Annotated in this window: 20 protein-coding genes; 1 reads left to right on the forward strand and 19 read right to left on the reverse strand. The window is 67.4% G+C overall.

Features of this window, described 5'->3' with window-relative positions; genetic code table 11:
* Positions 1–53: 53 nt before the first annotated feature.
* From E6G92_04140 to E6G92_04185, 10 genes are all read right to left on the reverse strand, one after another.
* On the reverse strand, positions 54–431 hold the full coding sequence (locus tag E6G92_04140) for an oxidoreductase (protein ID TMJ19009.1): 378 nt from the start codon (positions 429–431) through the stop codon (positions 54–56).
* Positions 422–883 carry a winged helix-turn-helix domain-containing protein gene (locus E6G92_04145; protein ID TMJ19010.1) on the reverse strand — a complete coding sequence of 154 codons (462 nt, stop codon included), beginning with the start codon at positions 881–883 and terminating at the stop codon, positions 422–424. The genes E6G92_04140 and E6G92_04145 overlap by 10 nt, the downstream gene beginning before the upstream one ends.
* A complete protein-coding gene (locus E6G92_04150) occupies positions 774–3,353 on the reverse strand; it encodes a phage tail tape measure protein (protein TMJ19011.1) in 2,580 nt (859 codons plus the stop codon). Before E6G92_04150 ends, E6G92_04145 begins: the two co-directional genes overlap by 110 nt.
* Positions 3,354–3,356: 3 nt before the next feature.
* Entirely contained in the window at positions 3,357–3,482 is a 126-nt protein-coding gene (locus E6G92_04155) for a GpE family phage tail protein (protein ID TMJ19012.1), read from the reverse strand.
* An 8-nt stretch (positions 3,483–3,490) separates the two neighbouring features.
* Positions 3,491–3,763, reverse strand: coding sequence for a phage tail assembly protein (locus E6G92_04160; protein TMJ20703.1), 273 nt, complete (start codon positions 3,761–3,763; stop codon positions 3,491–3,493).
* 90 nt (positions 3,764–3,853) lie between these two features.
* The gene (locus E6G92_04165) at positions 3,854–4,438 is read right to left on the reverse strand and encodes a phage major tail tube protein (GenBank protein ID TMJ19013.1); all 585 of its coding nucleotides are present in this window, start codon (positions 4,436–4,438) and stop codon (positions 3,854–3,856) included.
* Between the two features lie 46 nt (positions 4,439–4,484).
* Positions 4,485–5,600, reverse strand: coding sequence for a phage tail protein (locus E6G92_04170; GenBank protein TMJ19014.1), 1,116 nt, complete (start codon positions 5,598–5,600; stop codon positions 4,485–4,487).
* 15 nt (positions 5,601–5,615) lie between these two features.
* Positions 5,616–5,987, reverse strand: a complete 372-nt coding sequence (locus E6G92_04175; protein TMJ19015.1) for an oxidoreductase — start codon at positions 5,985–5,987, stop codon at positions 5,616–5,618.
* Positions 5,984–6,172 carry a hypothetical protein gene (locus E6G92_04180; GenBank protein ID TMJ19016.1) on the reverse strand — a complete coding sequence of 63 codons (189 nt, stop codon included), beginning with the start codon at positions 6,170–6,172 and terminating at the stop codon, positions 5,984–5,986. The genes E6G92_04175 and E6G92_04180 overlap by 4 nt, the downstream gene beginning before the upstream one ends.
* Complete coding sequence (locus tag E6G92_04185) at positions 6,169–6,750, reverse strand: phage baseplate assembly protein V (GenBank protein TMJ19017.1); 582 nt, start codon at positions 6,748–6,750, stop codon at positions 6,169–6,171. Before E6G92_04185 ends, E6G92_04180 begins: the two co-directional genes overlap by 4 nt.
* 116 nt (positions 6,751–6,866) lie before the next feature.
* On the opposite strand from E6G92_04185, the gene E6G92_04190 reads away from it, so the two are divergent.
* Positions 6,867–7,529: a hypothetical protein gene (locus tag E6G92_04190; GenBank protein TMJ19018.1), complete on the forward strand. Its 663-nt coding sequence runs from the start codon at positions 6,867–6,869 to the stop codon at positions 7,527–7,529.
* Here the strand turns inward: E6G92_04190 and E6G92_04195 are convergent.
* From E6G92_04195 to E6G92_04235, 9 genes are all read right to left on the reverse strand, one after another.
* Entirely contained in the window at positions 7,516–8,823 is a 1,308-nt protein-coding gene (locus E6G92_04195; GenBank protein TMJ19019.1) for a cadherin repeat domain-containing protein, read from the reverse strand. The genes E6G92_04190 and E6G92_04195 overlap by 14 nt on opposite strands.
* 2 nt (positions 8,824–8,825) lie before the next feature.
* A complete protein-coding gene (locus E6G92_04200; GenBank protein TMJ19020.1) occupies positions 8,826–9,359 on the reverse strand; it encodes a hypothetical protein in 534 nt (177 codons plus the stop codon).
* A 10-nt stretch (positions 9,360–9,369) separates the two neighbouring features.
* Positions 9,370–9,609, reverse strand: a complete 240-nt coding sequence (locus E6G92_04205; protein ID TMJ19021.1) for a hypothetical protein — start codon at positions 9,607–9,609, stop codon at positions 9,370–9,372.
* Entirely contained in the window at positions 9,606–9,905 is a 300-nt protein-coding gene (locus E6G92_04210) for a hypothetical protein (GenBank protein ID TMJ19022.1), read from the reverse strand. The genes E6G92_04205 and E6G92_04210 overlap by 4 nt, the downstream gene beginning before the upstream one ends.
* A 129-nt stretch (positions 9,906–10,034) precedes the next feature.
* A complete protein-coding gene (locus E6G92_04215; GenBank protein TMJ19023.1) occupies positions 10,035–10,883 on the reverse strand; it encodes a DNA adenine methylase in 849 nt (282 codons plus the stop codon).
* A gap of 148 nt (positions 10,884–11,031) precedes the next feature.
* Positions 11,032–11,547 (reverse strand): DUF4376 domain-containing protein, encoded by a 516-nt coding sequence (locus E6G92_04220; GenBank protein TMJ19024.1) that lies wholly within the window; start codon positions 11,545–11,547, stop codon positions 11,032–11,034.
* Positions 11,544–14,291, reverse strand: coding sequence for a hypothetical protein (locus E6G92_04225; GenBank protein ID TMJ19025.1), 2,748 nt, complete (start codon positions 14,289–14,291; stop codon positions 11,544–11,546). The genes E6G92_04220 and E6G92_04225 overlap by 4 nt, the downstream gene beginning before the upstream one ends.
* Entirely contained in the window at positions 14,288–14,773 is a 486-nt protein-coding gene (locus E6G92_04230; GenBank protein TMJ19026.1) for a hypothetical protein, read from the reverse strand. The genes E6G92_04225 and E6G92_04230 overlap by 4 nt, the downstream gene beginning before the upstream one ends.
* On the reverse strand, positions 14,770–16,248 hold the full coding sequence (locus E6G92_04235; protein TMJ19027.1) for a hypothetical protein: 1,479 nt from the start codon (positions 16,246–16,248) through the stop codon (positions 14,770–14,772). Before E6G92_04235 ends, E6G92_04230 begins: the two co-directional genes overlap by 4 nt.
* Positions 16,249–16,251: the final 3 nt, after the last annotated feature.

The raw sequence follows: 16,251 nt of genomic DNA on the forward strand, positions 1-16,251 counted from the left end.
AAAGCGCGAAGAGCGTTCAAATCGACGGCGATAATGCGTTTGTCCGCCATCGCTTACCTCACTCTCTTTAATTCGATAGTGAAATCGACTTTGCGGGGAATGCCGTCGGCCATGATGAAGGTTTGCTTCTTGTCGATTTGCTCGATCGTGTAGTGGCCCCAGACCACGCCTTCGGCGTCGACGAGGGGTTGAGCCTCGCCCTGCTCGCCGATCGCCTCGAGGACGCGGAGATTGGAATAGGTGCCGGCGAGCGGCGGGATCAGCGCGCCCGCGATCGAGACCGAATCTTCCCCGGGCCCAAGAAACTGCGCCGCCGCGAAGGCGCCCACGCGCTCGGTTCGGCCGTGGCGCCAGCTCATCTTGCGCGACAGCTCCTGATAAGGGACGCTGTCGAGCGCGAAGAGGAACATGCCGAGCGACATCATCGGCATTGGATCACCTCGACATTCAGGCGATAGCCGCGACCGATCACTGTTTGGACGATCGTCGCCGGTGCGCCTGCATCGCGCAGCTTGCGGCGAATCCTTGTCATGAAGACCTCGATCACGTTGCCGAGCGTCTCGTTGCCGACGCGCTCGCAAAGCACCGCGCGGGCGACGATCGCGCCGCCGGCCTGGGCGAGGCTCCCGAAAACCAAGTGCTCGGCCGCCGTGAAGGAAAGGATCGATCCGCGCCAGCGGGTGAAGCCGCGCGGATCATGGGCGAGTTCGCCGATTAAGACGGGCCGCTCAGCCTCGAGATTGCAGCCGCAGCCCGGGCAGAAGGCGAGAGCCTCAATCATCGTCGTAGCTGGAGCGCGCGGCCGATGCCGCGCGGCGCTGGGCCTCGGCCAGTGCCTCTTCGACGGCGCGCCGGATCGCGACGGGATCGCCGCCGGGGGCATTGATCGTGATCGCCACGCTCATTGAGATCGGTGCCGCGATCGGCCCGCGGCCGCCGGCGGCGCCGGCGCCGCCGGCGCCCGCCGGGACGCCTGCCGCGAGCGCCGGCGCCGCCGCGCCGATGGCCAGGGCCGCCGTCATGCGACGGGCGAGACTGGAGATCCTTTCGATCGGCCCGCCGGCGCCACGATCGATGCCGATCCCGAGGCCCTCGGTGACGAAGTTGCCGAGTTGCATAAAAACGCGCGAGGGCGAGTTGATCCCGAGCTTGCGGCGGAACCAGTTGCCCGTTCGCTCGGCGAGGCTGGTCACGCTGTCGCGTACCCAGGCGGCGCCCGACCGAATGCCATTCGCCAAGCCGCGGGCGATCGACTGGCCCCAGGCGTAGAAGCGCGACCCCAAGCCGGCGAAGTATCCGCCGACGGACGAAAAGATATTCATGATGCCGCGCCAGATTGCGGGCAAGACGGCTAGGAGCGTCTGTATCGGTGACAGGAAGAGGCCGACACCGAAGGCGACATAGCCGCCGATCTGGCGCCAAACGCCCGAGATCCAATTGCCGACGCCGCTGAAGATGGAGCGGATCGATTGCCACGCGCGGCCGAGCCAGCCGATCGCGGCGAAGAAGGCTGCCTTGATCTCGTCCCAGTAGGTCCAGATCAGGTAGGCCGCGACCGCGATCGCGGTGATCGCAAGGCCGATCGGATTGAGCATAAGAGCGCGGCCGAGCCACAGGATCACCGTCCCCGCGATCCGCAGCGCCGAGCCAATCCTCGTCATGATCCCGATCACGCCGCCGACGCCGCGCAGCCAGGCGAATGCTCGGACGAGCGCTCCGATCCCCGAAACCGTCGCGCCGAGGACGGTAACGACCGGGCCGAGCGCCGCCGCCAGCACCAGGCCCTTGATGATCGTCTCCTGCATTCCCGGCGAAAGTCGGCTGAAACGCTCGGCGAGGCCGGCGACGATCTCGGCGATTCGCGAGAGGGCGGGAAGCATCCGATCGCCCGCCTGGGCCAGTGACGCAAACATCTGATTTCGCATCATCTGGCGTTGGCCGCCTCGGGTCCGCTGCTGGCGATCGAATGCAGCGTTGAGCTGGTCCTGGCCCGATCGCATCCCCGCGAGCGTGTCGGTGAACATGCGGTTTTGCGTGCCGGTGAGCGCGATCATCGCGCCATAGGCTTCGGTCGAGCCGAGCAGCTCGATCATTTGGGCGTCGTTGCCATGCAGCGCGTTGCGGATGCGGGTGAAGGCGGGAACCATGCCGCCCGATTCGCGCACGAGCTCGCGGAATGTCGTCGCGCCGAGCTGGCGGAAGACGCGCTTCGAAAGCGTCGTCTCGCGGGTGAGGCCGGCAACCGCCGCGCGGATCTGCGTATGGACCTGAGCCGCCGGCGCACCGAGCGCCGTCATGGCCGAGACGCTCGCCAGATATTCGTCGAGCTTCACGCCGGCATTTGCGATCTGAGGTGCGACCGATCCGAAGCCCTGGGCGAGGCCGGCCACCGTAGTTTTACCGCCTCGCACCGTGCGGAAAATGATGTCGTAGACGCGCTGCTGCTCGCGGCCGTGGAGGTTGAAGGCGTTGATCGAGGACGTGACAAGGTCGACCGCTTCGCTGGTCTGGCCGAGGCCGGCCACAGCAAGGCGCCCCGATCCCTCGAGGACGCGGAACTGATCGTTGGCAGATATCCCCGCCGACCGGACCTGGTAGAGTGCGTCGCCGAGCTCGACGATCGGCTTGGGCATCCGCCGCCCGATCGCCAGCACTCGCTCGCCCATCTGGTCGATGTTCTCGACGTTGTTGTCGATCAGCGTCGAGACGTTGGACATCGATGTTTCGAATTGCGTCGCCGCGCCATCGGCCGCGGCGCCCAGAGCGAGCAGCGGGGCCGTAAGGAATAGCGAGGCGCGGCCACCGGCGGACATAATCCGCCCGCCGGCGTTCTGGATCGCCTGGCCGCGTTGCTGAAGGCGCTGAATGCGCTCGAGCTGCGTCCTCTGCTCGGCGAGGCGGCGCGTGGCGTCCTGAGTGCTGTTCGCCAGCCGGTCTTCGTAGCGATGGAGCTCGGCGACGTCGGCGCCGGCGCGCTCGAGTCTGCCGCCGAGATCCTGCAGCTCGCGACCTTGCTTCTCGTGCTGCTCGGTTAGCTTCTTCTCCTGCGCCTCGGCGCGCGCCAGCGCCGCCCTCATCTTGTTAGTCGGCGCCTCGGCCTGGGCGATCTCCGATCGGAGCGCTGCCGTCTTCTGGCGCGCCTCCTCGAGCTTAACGTTCGTGCCCCTAAGCCGGGTCTCGAGGCCCTTGAACGCGGTGAGCTGCGCCTGTGCCCGCCTGAGGTTGGCGACCTCCTGCGTCGTGGCGGCGAGGGCCTGCTTGGTAGCGCGCGATCCCCCGGCGATCGATCGCAGCGGCGCGCTCAGCCGATCGAGGGCGTCGAAGATAACCCGAAGGCGAAGGTCGCGGTCCATCGATCACTCGCCTTTGTGGACGTCGTTGAATCGTTGGACGGCGAGCGCCCTCCAGTGGATAAGCTCGCCGAGCTCCATCTCGTCGAGGCGATCCGGGGGCCAGTGGAAGACGAAGGCGATATCGGCCATCGCCTCCTCTACGCGGGCTGGGATTCCGGCCTCATCCCCGCCGGCAAGAAAAAATTTCCCAGCTCTCCCGCCAAGGCGATGAGGTCGCTCGGATCGAGCTCGTCGATCTCATGCGCGAGCAATGGGGGCATGGTGACGCGCGGCAGAACCTGGCGGCAGCAATCGACGTCGAACTTCAGAAGATCGTGAAGCGAGAGGCCGCGCAGCTCGCCGGACTTCGGCTTGCGGATCTGCACCGACTCGATCTTCTGTTCGCCGCGCACGACCGGCGCCGACAGCATGACCGCATCGGAAACCGTGGCTTTAAAATCGGACACTTGCTTTCCCCTCTAGGGTTGGCGGCGCAGCGTTAACGGCGCCGCGAGGTGTGATCAGAGATCCAGTCCAAAGCCGCCGAGGCCGGGGACCTGGACGTTCGGGCCAGAGATCAGGCTGGCGAGCGGGCTACTATCGACGCCTATCGCCGCGCGGATCTCGGCCATGCGGTCGACGCCGCCGACGATGTAGATACAGTTGACGAGATCGATCTCGACCTCGACGCGGCCGCCGATCGTCCATTTGAGGTAGGAGAGCGTCGATTTCACCTTCCATTCGGTGTCCTCGCCGGCCTTGGCATTGCCCGGGTCGATCTCCTCGTGACGGCCGCGGACGATCAGCTCGGCCGCGGTGACGCCGCCGGTGTCGTCGCTCTGATAGGCGCCATTGAAGCGGAGCAGTACGCCGTCGTGGCGAACCATCCCCATCTGGCGCAAGATGCCGACGACGAGGCCACCATAGGTGACTTCGATCTCGAGCCCCTCGAGGCCCATGTCCACCTTGACCGGGCCCAGCATCCCGCCGCCCCGATATTCCTCCATCTTGGCGGCGATCTTGGAAAGCGCGACTTCCTTCGCCTCGCCGAGGTAGGACTGGGCGTCGCTGAAGACGTGGTACTGCTTTAGCTTGCGGGGCAGCATTTGGGGCACTCCTGACTAGGTTCGTTCTGGGGCGATCGGGATGGCGCTACTGGCCCAAAAGCTGGCCGTAATAGCGATCGGTGATCCGCTGATTGAGGATGATGTTCTCCGCCGGCGCACAGGGCGTGAAGTCGTAGTCGATCGTCACCTTGCCCTGGGCGAGCTGGTCGGCGGCGTTGAGCGCCGGATCGAACCAAGCGCGGGCGCCGACGATCCGGCCTTGGGCGACCAAGGCCCGGAAATTGGCGTTGATCGTCTCGATGACGTCGCCGATCAGGTTCCGCGTTACCGGCTTGTCGATCGCCCAGATCAGGCCCCGGGCAATCGCGTCCTGCAGCGCTTGGCTGGTGCGGACCGCGCTTTCGAAGGCGAAGAGGGGGTCGTCGGAGCAAGTCCGATTGCCCCAGAAGCGATAGCCGTTCATGCGGACCAGCGTCGTCACCGGCGCCGCGTTGAGCAGCCCGGCGTCATTGTCGCCGCTCTGCAGATCGAAACCGATCGGGGCGCTGAGGCCGGTGACGCCGGCGACCGCGACGTTGGAAAGCGTCTTGTGCCAGCCCGTCTCCTGGTCGATCCGCGCGCGGGTGCCGAGCGCGACCGCGACGGCATGGCCGGGGAAGCCGCTGAAATCGGGATAGATCAGCATCAGCTCGCGATCGCCGAATTCCCCCCGATAGATGACGGCCTCGGCAACGGTGTTCGCGGCGTCGCAGCTCGCGTAGACGAAGCCGCGCAGCTTCTTCGCCACGGTGACGAGCTCGGTGATGACGGCTTGGGTGTCGAGGCCAGGAACGCCGAGAATTCGGGGGCGCACGCCGAGCTGGCTTTCGGCCGCGACCAGGGCGTGAACGCCCGTATAGGTGCCGACGTCGCCGGCGATCGCCGTTTCGGTGGCGGCGTCGTCGGCGCCAGGCGCAACGCGGACGAGGATGATGATGGGGCTGCACTGCAGCGCGATCGCCTCGAGCGCCTTCGGCAACGTGCCCGTGGCGCCGATCGTCGCTAGTGCGGCGCGGACGTCGGTGATCAGGATCGGCTTGTCGAGCGGATAGTCGTCGTTCGGCGCCGCCGGCGCGGTGCCGACGATACCGATCACCGCGGTCGCGACGGCCGCGATCGGGCGGGTGCCGGCGAGAGGTTCGTTGACCGTGATTCCGTGCATCGGGTGCTCCTGGGATTACGCGGCTTGCATCGCGCCGCTGAGGCGAATGGGGATGGTGAGGCGGGTGAGGCTGTTGGGCGACGGGCGATCGAGCCGCTCGCCCTCGATCGCCACGACGACGGCGCCGGCGACGTCGCCCTTGCTGATCAGGACGCGGCGAAGCAGGAGCCGGGGCTCCCATCGCCCGAGCGCGATCGCGGTCGCGGCGTGAAGCAGGGCGCGGGTGACGGCGTTGAAGGGCTTGTCGATCAGCTCAAAGAGGAGCGAGCCGTAATCGCGCCGCATGACGCGGCTGCCGATCGGCGTCGTAAGAATGTCGGCGATCGACTGGGCCAGATGATCCTCGCCCTCGATCGCGGCGCCGGTCACGGCGTTCATCCCCCTCATGGCCTCCCTCCCGCGATATCGAGGCAGGTCGCGACGAGGGACCAGAGAGCCGAGAGGAAATTGACGGCGGCCGCCCCAACCAGGAAGCGGCCAATCTTGTCATACGTGGTCGGCTGAAGACGAGGCTTCGCCCACATCATCACGAGGGCGACGACCAGGATGATGGCGCAGATGGTGACGTTCATTGCACGGGCTTCCCGGAGATCCCGCCGCCGGCGGAAACGCCGGTATGCTTGTGATCCTTCAGGCTGACGGTGTCGGCGAGCACGTCGGCGTCCGATCCGATATCGCCGGTGACGTGGAGCTCGCCCTCGATCGTGACGTCGCCGACGATCGAAAGGCCGCCGTCGCTGGCGTCGATCGTAACGCCGCCGGCGGCAATGATGCTGACGGTGGCGCCGTCGGGAAGGTGAGCCTCGAGCGCGTGGGCCTCGGGATCGTAGGCGATCAGCGCGCCGTCGCCGAACTGGATCAGCTCGCGCAGGGAATCGCCCGCTGGAGGGAAGTCGTCGGAATGGAAGCCGCCGATTGCGTAGGCGCCGGCGAGATCCCCGCTCGGCGCGTGCAGCGCGACCTGCTCGCCCACGGTGGGCGGCGACCAGATCCGCGTCGCGCCGGCGCGCCCCGTCGAGAAGCGAACCCAATCCGATTGGACGTCGCCGGTGTCGACGCGCACCATGCCGCGCGCGAGATCGACTTCGGCAATGGTGCCGAAGTTGACCAGGTCGCCCATGTCGCCTTCGAAGTTGTGATCCTCGCGCATTTCCGCGCATGGTGGCGGAGGACGGCCCGAGGTGCGCGGCCTGGCTGTTGTATAGGCGCCGGTTACAACAGAGCCGCAGAGTGGCCCACCGCGGCGGCGGCTGCTAAGCCCGGCCTATGAAGATCGCGGTTTGCATCCCCGTCTATGGCGACACCAAAGCCAAGTTCACCTTGAGCCTCCTGCAGATGTTCGCGTTCACTGCCAAGGCAATGCCCGACGTCGACCTCGTTCCGTTGATGGTGCAGAGCACCCCTATAATCGAGGCTCGACGAATCCTGCTCGAGGCGGCGCTCAAGTGCAAAGCGACGCACATCCTTTGGGCCGATGCGGACCACGTCTTTCCCCCCGACGCCCTGAAGCGTCTGCTCGCCCACCGATTGCCCGTCGTCGGTTGCAGCCAGCCCCGGCGGACGCCGCCCCACCTGCCAAGCGCGGCCGTCTTCGTCAGCGGAAAGCGCAGGCCGCTCTGGACGACGGCCGAGAAGGCGGCCGCCGGCGTCGTCGAACCCGTCGCCAGTCTGGGGCTTGGCTTCTGCCTGGTCGAGACGGCCGCGCTCGCGGCGATCGAGCCGCCCTTCTTCGCCGGCGTCAACGAGGACACCCACTTTCACGACAAGCTGCTCGCCGCCGGCGTCCATCCCCACGTCGATCACCGGCTCTCGGCCGAGATGGGGCATATCGCCGAAACCGTGCTGTCCCTCGAGTGGGCCTTGCAACAGCACATCGATCAGGGCTCGGCCGCGGCCGAGGAGCTCAACCGAGGGCTCAGGGGAAAGTAACGAGCTTCACCGAGATATTGTCGATCTGGGCGGAGAAGCCGGCGCCAGAGGTGGCGATCCGGATGACGTCGGCACCTGGGGGCGTCCCGGTCTCGGTGCAATCGACGTCTTCCGCGTAGGTGGCCGCGACCGATTGAGCGATCGTCGACGGAAGGGTGCCATATCCGAGGCAGACTTCGCACTCACCGACAATGTCGTCGATCGTCCAAGTGACCCGGTAGATGCCCGGGCCGAGTGTGTCCGTCGTCGGTATCTCGATCGAGCCGCCGACCGTGAAGATCGCTTTTCCGCCGGTGATCTCGGGAACGGGATTGCCGCCTTCGTTTGAGCACGTCCACAGGCCCGGATTGTTGAATTCCGGATCTGGGTTGAGCTCGGGGCCGAGGGTGCCGTCCAGCGCGTTGGTGACCGTAACGGTGAGGTCGGTCGACCGCGGCGAGTTGGCCACGCCGGGCCTCGTCTCCACGACAGTAATTTCGTGGCTCGAGGCGGTTTCGAAATTTAGACCACCGGCAACGCGCAGCTCGTGGCCCACGACCTCAAATAGGCCGCCGGCGTCGTCGGAGAGGCTGAGCACCGACCCTTCGAAAGTCCTCGAAAACGCGCCGACGACGGTCCCGGCGGGCGAGTTCTCGGAAATGCTGCCCTCGGAAAGAACAAGGGAGTTGAGCGCGCGGGTGACGCTGACATTGTCGACGGTGAGGACGGCGCCACTGCTCGCGAAGATCAATATGTCCTGGCCGATCAAACCGGCCAGCTCTATCACGCCGGAATAATTGCCGGGGGCTGAAAAGTTGGCCGTCGAAGTTCCGGCGGAGATTCCATCCGCGCCGATCGAGAGCAAGCAAAGGCCCGAGGTGCGGCTGACAATGTCGAAGCTGTAGGCATAGGCCTGATCCTGGACCAGCGTTTCGCCCGCCACCCAATATGCCCGCTTCAAGCCCCCGCCGGCACCGAAGACGAGCTGCCCGCCTGTGATCGATGCGCCCGCTCCGGAGACCGTCCAGCCCGAGGCGTCGTTGAATGCGCCGCCAGCCACGATCTGCGCGGGTGGGCCCCCGTAGGCGACGGGGCCGATCGGCATGTCGGCGTAGCTGGTCGACGTGAAAGCGACGACGACGCGATCTTCATCGGTGAGCACGTAGACCTTTCCTGGCGTCAACTCGCCGTCGAGAGCGAGATCCATCATCGCCGCTTGGGTAAGGGCCGCGAGCGATGCCTCGTCGCGCACAGCGTTGAACTCGGCGGCGAGGCGATCGGCGAGATCTGCGATGCGCTGGGCGAGGTCGGACATTCCTAGACCAGCCCCGCCTCAAAGGTGGTGACGAAGTTGGTGTCCGGGTTGCCGATCTCGGCCGCGGCCTGGGCGCCGATGTTGGTCCGCGCGTTGGCTTGCTGCGGCGCGGTGAGGCCTTGGGCGGCCGTGTCGGTGCGGACGCGATTGGCGAGCGCGGTGTTGATGGTCGCGATCGAGGCGCCGTCGCCCTCGAGGTAGGCCTGCAGCTCGAGGAGCGTGTCATAGGCCGCGCTCGCGCCGCCGAGTATCTCAGCCTTCACCGCGGCCCCGGTGGCGGCGAGCTCGGCCGCGATCTTGTCGACCGACCAGGTGATATCGTCGCCGGCGCCGGCGGTGTCGTCGATCAGATCCGTCAGATCGATCGCGACGACCATCGCGCGGACTTCGTTGAGGGCCGCGACCAGGTTGGCCTTCGCCGTGGTGGTGAGCGCGGCGAGATCCGCCACGTTGCCGTTGATGGCGGTGCGAAGGGTCTTGCACTCGGTGGCGACGCGGGTCGCCAGATCCTGCAGGCGGACTTGAAGGGTCGCCATAAGTGTCTCCTCAGATAAGCTTGTTGTCGAAGATCAGGATGAGATCGCCGGGATCTTCGTTCGTGGCCGACTCCCCCGGCGGGCCCGCGGGCCCTTGAAGCCCGTCGATGCCGGGGCGGCCTTGCTGCCCCATCTTCGCGATCGCCACGGCCGCGACCCCGGTATCGAGCGTCGTCGACGGCGTGGCGGAATCGATGCGGTCGACGACGATCGTCGGGCCGCGCCTCTCGACGAAGAGGGCGCCCGTCACGGCTCGACCAGGATCGGGAGGTTATGCGGGATCGTGATCTGGCCGCCGGCGCTGGTATAGCGGAGCTTCACGAAGTAGCGGCGGCGCTCCGTACAGCTCAGCCCCTGCGCCTCACTGATCGACAGGCGCGCTCGACCGCCGGCGCGGTCATCCCAGGCAAGCGCGGGCGGGAAGGGGAGATCGGTCGCGATCACCTCGAGCGTCCCGCCCGTGCAGTCGAGGGCGAGGGTGCGAGCGTTGTCCTGGTAGAAGGCGAGCGCCCACTCCGGCGTTTCGCCACGGCGAAAATCGAGCATCACGGTCCTTTGGAGATCGGGTCGCTCGATATTGGTCGATCGCGCGCCGCCGCGCCCATTTCGGCTGTTGTATAGGCGCCGGTTACAACAGGGCCGGCGACGATCGCCGGCCCTGTCGATCGGCGCCGATCAGTCGTCGTTCGCCGCCATCGCCGCGAGCGCGAGCGGCCGATTGGTGATGATGAGCTCCTTGCCCTCGGGGTTGCCACCGCCATGCTTGCGCGCCAGCGTGTAGCGGAACGCCACGGGCAGGATCGAGAACTCGCCGAAGAAGTCGCGCACTTCGGGCTTGTCGTTGAGCGTCAGGATGAAGCTCCCCGCCAAGCGGCGAAGCCGCTCCCTCAAAAGCTCATAGTCGCCCCTCGTGAAGAGCTCCTTTCCGTAGAGGCCTTCGATCCCCCAGTAGGGCGGATCGATGAAATAGAGCGTATGCTCGGTGTCATAGCGCCGCATGAGATCATCGAAGGGCAGCCGCTCGATCACGACGCCGGCCAAGCGCTCGTGCAGCTCCTCGAGCGCGGGCTGCAGCCGCGTCACGTCGAATCTGCCTGGGCGGTTCGGTCGCAAGCCGAAGACACCTTCTCGCAACCCGCCGTAAGTGGTGCATTGTAGATAGAGGAAGCGCGCGGCGCGCTCGAGATCCGTGAGCGTCTCGGGATTGGTCGCCTTCAGCCGCTCGAATTCCGCCCGCGTGGTGAGCTGGAATCGCAGCATGTCGAGGAAGGCGACGTAGTGACGCTGAAGGATGCGGAAGAAGGTCGAGACGTCGCCCGACAGATCGTTGATTACTTCCGACGACGGCTTGCGATGGCGGCGAAGGAAGACGCCGCCCATTCCGAGGAAGGGCTCGGCGTAGGTCTTATGGGGAATCGCGTCGATCATGGCGATCAGGCGCTTCGCCAGCCGGCTTTTCCCGCCCACGTAGGGGGCTGGGGGGGTGACGGGCGTTACGGAAACGAAATTAGCGGTGGACTCCATTTGTCTAACTCTGCTTACACGGCCCCGCCGGTGTGCCCGGTGGGGAGACTGAGCGCGGCCCGGGCCGCGCAAGGTGCGAGCTCAACCTCGCGGTTCAGGCTGTTGACGCAGCCCGGCCCTCCCCCTGTTTCCAAGGGATCGGGATTTCTTAGCCAGGCCAGCCCTGGTCGACGTCGACGGCCACGATCTCCTCGATCGACCCGGCGGCCCCGATCATCTCACGCAGCTCCTGGGCGCGGGCATGGCAGGCGGCGACGTGACCGGCGGCCGCGAGGTGCGCCGCGACGATCGCCTGCGCGTCGAGGACCGCGATCCTGTTGTCGGCCAACTTCCACGCGATCGGCACGAAGGCCTCGCCCTGGGCGATCGCCTGAGTGACGAAGGTGTGAAGGCGGCGCTGGCTCGCCTCGCTCGTCTCGATCCGTCCCTGGGCGATCATGCAGCCGCCGAGCTCGGCCGCAGCGCGGCGCTCCTTGACCTGGCGCCAGCGCTCGGCGCGGGGCACCTGGAGATTGTTGACGATCGCGCCGCCCTCGTGGACGGCGAGCATCGGATCGACGCCGGCGGGGATCGGCCCGAGCACCTCCCACTTTCGGAGATCGTAACCTTCGGCCGTCTCGACGGAGGCGAGCTCGCCGCCTTTGCGCCTGCGAATGAGGATCACGTCACTTGCTCCGCGAAGAGGGTCATGGTCGAGCTCACCATGTCGTTGCCGATCCGATAATCGACGACGATAAGCTCGTAGGCTCCGCCGACCGTGAGGCCGGTGAGGGTGATCGCCCCGGTCGAAAGAGTGCCGGTGCTCTGCCTGTGAGGTTCGAAGGTCTCCTCCGAATCAGATCCCGTCACGGCCGACCCGACGACATCGACGACCGTTCCGCTTGTAGGCCGGATCATGATCTTCGCCTGGACGCGGCCGCCGCCGCCCAGGGCGCATTTGTACGTGCCGGTGAGGCTGACCTTCAGCTTGCCGGTGCCGCTGGCATTGATCGCAAGGGGAACGCCGTGCTGGGCGTAGCTCGGCCAGGTTATCGGGCCCGACGCGCCGCCGGCGGCCGAGCTTGAGCCGCCGCTCCCGGCGGGAACGACGAGAAAGGTGATCCGCTTGCGCACCGTCTGCCCCGCGGCCGCGACGTCATAGTCGATATAGCCTTCGCCGACCGGGTTGTTGCCCTGGACGTCAGTGCCGACGACGGCGGCGGTGCAATTCCCGGCGCCGACGATCGTGACGCCGGTGATCGGGACGACGACGCCGGCCTGAGTGGCGGTATTGGCGGTGGCGAAGGGGAGTTGATCGGCGTTCGGGACGCCGCCGGCATTGGCGGCGATCGTGTGCGCCGGCGGGCGCGCCTCGACGGCGATCGGAGAGACGCCGTTGGCGCCGTTGTTCCCGTTCGTGCCCGGCGTACCCGGAGTGCCCGGCGTGCCTGCCGCGCCATCCTGCGCCTTCACGATCGAGAGGAGGTCGCTGATATTGTCGGGCCCGCCAGACGTGGCCGTGACGACGAGGCGCTGCCATCCTGCCGGAAGCTGGCCCGACTGCAGGTAGACGATCGTCTGATTGGTCGCCGCGGTCGTACCGCCGGCGGTAGTGCGCAGCGCGACCGCGCCGAGCCCGGCGCCGGCAGCGTCATAGGCGGTCGCGGACCAGGTGAGCGCACCGGCGTTGTTCTGGCGATTGGCAGTGAGGGTGACGACCTGGGCCGCCGGGGCAAGCGCGCCGGCACCGTTGTAGGTGACGTGCTGAAAATCGGAGGCGAGATAGATAGTCTTGGCCGACGCGCCATCGGCCCCGTTGGTGCCCGGGGTGCCGTTGCTGCCGGCGGCGCCGTCCTGCACCTTCACGATCGAGGCCTGGTCGCTGACGTTGTCCGGCGCGGCCGACGTCGCCGTGACGATCACGCTCGCCGTCCCCGCCGGAAGCTGCCCCGACTGAAGATAAACGGTGTTCTGGGTTGTCGCGGCGATCGTGCCGCCCGCGGTGGTGCGCAACGTCACCGCCCCCAGGTTGGCCCCGGCGCCATTGTAGGCGACGGCAGACCAGCTCAGCGCGCCGACGTTGTTCTGGCGATTGGCGGTGAGGCTGATTACCTGCGTCGCCGGGTTGAGGGCGCCCGCACTGTTATAGGTGAATTGCTGGCGATCGGAGGTGAGGTAGAGGGTCTTCGCGGGAGCCCCGGGGGCGCCGTCAATGCCGTTGGTGCCGTTGGTGCCGGCTGTGCCGGCGATGCCATCCTGAACCTTCACGACGCTAAGGAGGTCGCTGATATTGTCCGGTGCGCCCGACGTCGCGATGACGATCACGCTCGCCGTCCCCGCCGGGAGCTGGCCCGACTGCAGATAGACAATACCCTGACTCGTGGCGGCGATCGTTCCGCCGGCGGTGGTGCGCAGCGTCACGCCGCCGAGATTACCTCCGGCGGCGTTGTAGGCGATCGCGGCCCAGCTCAGGGCGCCGGCATTGTTCTGGCGATTGGCGGTGAGGGTGACCACTTGGCCCGCCGGCGCCAGCGCGCCGGCGCTGTCGTAGGTGAATTGCTGGCGATCGGAGGTGAGGTAGAGCGTCTTCGCCGAGGCGCCGGGGGTGCCGGGGGTGCCGTTCTCGCCATCCGCCCCGTCGACGCCGTCCTGGGTAACGACGATCGAGACGAGGTCGCTCAAATTGTCCGGGGCGCTGCTCGACGCCGCGACGATTAGCGTCTTCGTACCTGGGGGGAGCATACCCGACTGAAGGTAGACGGTCGTCTGGTTGGTGGCGGCGACGGTGCCTGTTTTCGTGGTGCGCAGGGTGGTCGCGCTAAGCACGTTCCCGTTCAGGTCATAGGCCGTCGCGGTCCACGACAGCGCGCCGGTGTTGTTCTGGCGGTAAGCGTCGAGCTTGATCGCCTGAGTCGCCGGCGTCAGCCCGTAGGCATTGCCGGTGAACTGCTGCCGATCGGCGGTGACATAGAGCGTCTTCGCGGCAGCGCCGGCAGGGCCGGGCCCTCCGGTATTGCCGGGAATGCCTTGCGGTCCCTGAATTCCGGGATTGCCTTGGGGGCCGGCGATTCCCTGCAGGCCTGGCGGGCCTTCCTGTCCCTCGGGGCCTTCCGGCCCGATCGGCCCTTCCTCCCCCGGCGGGCCCTCGGGACCGACGCCGGCGGGGCCTTCCGGTCCCTCGGGCCCGGCGTCGCCGCGCAGCGCCTCGAGGAATTCGGCTTGGCTTTTGCCGGCATTGCCCGGTTGCGCGAGCCACGTCCCGTAGGCGCTGGCGCCGCCAGCGAGCTCGGCCTCGATCGGCGCGCGCGCGGCGGCTGACACGGCGCCGATCGTCGTTCCCTTCGTCTGGCCGCCCTGGACGATCGGGATCGCCTCGTCGCCGGCGAGCGCGCCAGCGGGATTGTCATCGTGAAGGTGGCTGATCTTCATGCGTCGGCGCTCCAGTGGGAATCGTCCCCCGGATCGAAGCCGGCGAGCTCGTCGGCCGACATTGCGGAGATCCGCGCCTCGACCTGATCGCTTGCACCGCGGATGTTGCCGATCGCTCGCTGGCGCTCGAGGGCCCGCTGAGCCTCGCGCGAGCCCGCGTCTCCGTAATAAGCTGCTTCGGCGATCGCCGCCGCGTCATTGAGCTGTCGCCAATAGGGCGCGATCGCGAGGATTCGCGCGCGGGCTTGGCGCTTCACGGCGCCGACCGCCGCGCTGCGCGCCGCCGCGAGCGTCACCTTAGGGAAGCGCGCGATCGGCGCCCCGTTCGATCCGGCGCCGATCTCGGCGCCGGCGGCCTGGTCCTCGAGGAGCCGGGCATGACGCGCCGCCGAGATCCGCACGACGTCCGCCGGCATTGCCTCGCCGTGGAGCTCGGCCGTGTAGAAACCGCCCGTCGAGGGGCTGAAAAATACGGTGCTCATTTGCCGATCGCTCGCCAGAAGTAGGAGGCGGCCGCGCGATCGCCCCGGAAGCTGATTGTGAAGCCGGCGGGGGTCCAGGAGCTGACCCAGATATCCTCGTCGGATTCGTCGCCGTTGTTGGTGTTGCCGAGCGCCTGCAGGGTGACGCCGTCGCACTGCACGGGGAAGGAGACGTTGAAGCTCTTGGACGTCGGCGCCGGCGTCGCGCTGCCGCTGGCGGGACAGAAGACGGTTCCCCATTGCTCAATCGTTCCGCCGGCGCGGCGCTCAGTGTTCGGGCCCAAGCTGGTCGCGGCCGCCGCGAGCGCCGCAGGCGTCGTCGCCTTTTCGTCGTCGGTTCCGGCGACGACGTCGGCCGAGCTCGCCTTCGGGACGGTGATCGTGCGATCGGCGCCCAGATTGCCGCCGCCCTGGGCGAGGCCGGCGGTGAGGATCTGACGCGCCGCCGGCGTCGAGGCCGCGATCAAGGCGAGGATCAGGGCGAGGGAATCGGGCGCGAGCGCCTTGTCGCCGATGAGGCCGGCGAGCGCCTCCTCGGGCGAGGCCTTGGGGACGTCGATCGTGCGGTTGCCGGCGAAGTTACCGCCGCCGGCGGCGAGCCCGGTGGCGCTGATCGTGCGCGACGTCGGCGGCGCGCCGACGTCGCCGGCAGTCAGGATGACGTCGCCAATCTGCCCGTTGACGGATCGCACCGGCGCGCCGGGGGAGAGGAATTCAAGCCAGTTGGCGAGGGTCGACGCCGGCAGCGCGGCGAGCTGGTAGGTGACTTCCTCGTCGGTGCGCCGCGCGAAGTCGCCCACGGTTGCCGCGAGGGCGAGCATTTCCGCTTCGCTGTCGACGGTGAAGGTGTCGATCGAGCTGACAGGCGGGAGGTAGACCGGCGGAATCTTCCCGTCGGCGCCGAGCGGGGCAACGCCGTTGATCGCGCCCTTCTCGGTGAGTTTGATGTAGACGCCGGCGAGCGCCGCCGGCGTGACGATCTTCTCGGCGTCGGCGCCGGCGGCGACCTCGGCGGCCGAGGCGAGGAATGCGACGCCCTTCGTCGTCGACGTCGCCGGCGGATAGAGGAAATTCGTGTCGCCGAACTCGATCAGCTCGGCGACGTCCTGGGCGAAGGTGATATCGGCCGCGAGGAGGAAGGTCGAAACGCTCGCCTTCTGGAATATCGGGTCCGCCTGGCCGTAGACAGCGAAAAGCTGGCCGCCCTCGAGGTAGAGGCCGAAGCCGCGCACCGTGTAGAGATCCGTCGAATCGTCGCGCGCGACCATGTGCAGGACGCGATCGCTCGCCGCCATGCCGGCGATAGTGTCGAGCCGAGTGAACTCGCCGGGCAACTCCTCGAGCGTCGTCGCCGCAGCGAAGTCCTCGGCCGTCAGGCCAATCTCGACGATCCGAACGGCGTTGGTGATGCCCTCCTCGGCGTCGAGCAAGGCGGCGAGGCCGCCTTCGGTGATATAGATCGGAAGGCCGGTCATGCG

This window comes from Alphaproteobacteria bacterium, assembly GCA_005883305.1.
In the GTDB taxonomy this organism is placed as follows: Bacteria; Pseudomonadota; Alphaproteobacteria; order Sphingomonadales; family Sphingomonadaceae; genus Allosphingosinicella.

Bases quoted from the DNA above. Each gene is read 5' to 3' on its own strand.
- E6G92_04175 (TMJ19015.1), bottom strand. From the start codon at position 5,987: ATGAGGGGGATGAACGCCGTGACCGGCGCCGCGATCGAGGGCGAGGAT.
- E6G92_04140 (TMJ19009.1), bottom strand. From the start codon at position 431: ATGCCGATGATGTCGCTCGGCATGTTCCTCTTCGCGCTCGACAGCGTC.
- E6G92_04150 (TMJ19011.1), bottom strand. From the start codon at position 3,353: ATGGACCGCGACCTTCGCCTTCGGGTTATCTTCGACGCCCTCGATCGG.
- E6G92_04165 (TMJ19013.1), bottom strand. From the start codon at position 4,438: ATGCTGCCCCGCAAGCTAAAGCAGTACCACGTCTTCAGCGACGCCCAG.
- E6G92_04160 (TMJ20703.1), bottom strand. From the start codon at position 3,763: ATGCTGTCGGCGCCGGTCGTGCGCGGCGAACAGAAGATCGAGTCGGTG.
- E6G92_04235 (TMJ19027.1), bottom strand. From the start codon at position 16,248: ATGACCGGCCTTCCGATCTATATCACCGAAGGCGGCCTCGCCGCCTTG.
- E6G92_04225 (TMJ19025.1), bottom strand. From the start codon at position 14,291: ATGAAGATCAGCCACCTTCACGATGACAATCCCGCTGGCGCGCTCGCC.
- E6G92_04195 (TMJ19019.1), bottom strand. From the start codon at position 8,823: ATGTCCGACCTCGCCCAGCGCATCGCAGATCTCGCCGATCGCCTCGCC.
- E6G92_04230 (TMJ19026.1), bottom strand. From the start codon at position 14,773: ATGAGCACCGTATTTTTCAGCCCCTCGACGGGCGGTTTCTACACGGCC.
- E6G92_04210 (TMJ19022.1), bottom strand. From the start codon at position 9,905: ATGCTCGATTTTCGCCGTGGCGAAACGCCGGAGTGGGCGCTCGCCTTC.
- E6G92_04155 (TMJ19012.1), bottom strand. From the start codon at position 3,482: ATGGCCGATATCGCCTTCGTCTTCCACTGGCCCCCGGATCGCCTCGAC.
- E6G92_04180 (TMJ19016.1), bottom strand. From the start codon at position 6,172: ATGAACGTCACCATCTGCGCCATCATCCTGGTCGTCGCCCTCGTGATG.
- E6G92_04200 (TMJ19020.1), bottom strand. From the start codon at position 9,359: ATGGCGACCCTTCAAGTCCGCCTGCAGGATCTGGCGACCCGCGTCGCC.
- E6G92_04215 (TMJ19023.1), bottom strand. From the start codon at position 10,883: ATGGAGTCCACCGCTAATTTCGTTTCCGTAACGCCCGTCACCCCCCCA.
- E6G92_04185 (TMJ19017.1), bottom strand. From the start codon at position 6,750: ATGCGCGAGGATCACAACTTCGAAGGCGACATGGGCGACCTGGTCAAC.
- E6G92_04170 (TMJ19014.1), bottom strand. From the start codon at position 5,600: ATGCACGGAATCACGGTCAACGAACCTCTCGCCGGCACCCGCCCGATC.
- E6G92_04145 (TMJ19010.1), bottom strand. From the start codon at position 883: ATGCCCCCGGCGGCGATCCCGTCGCGATCCGGCGCGCCGTCGAAGAGG.
- E6G92_04190 (TMJ19018.1), top strand. From the start codon at position 6,867: ATGAAGATCGCGGTTTGCATCCCCGTCTATGGCGACACCAAAGCCAAG.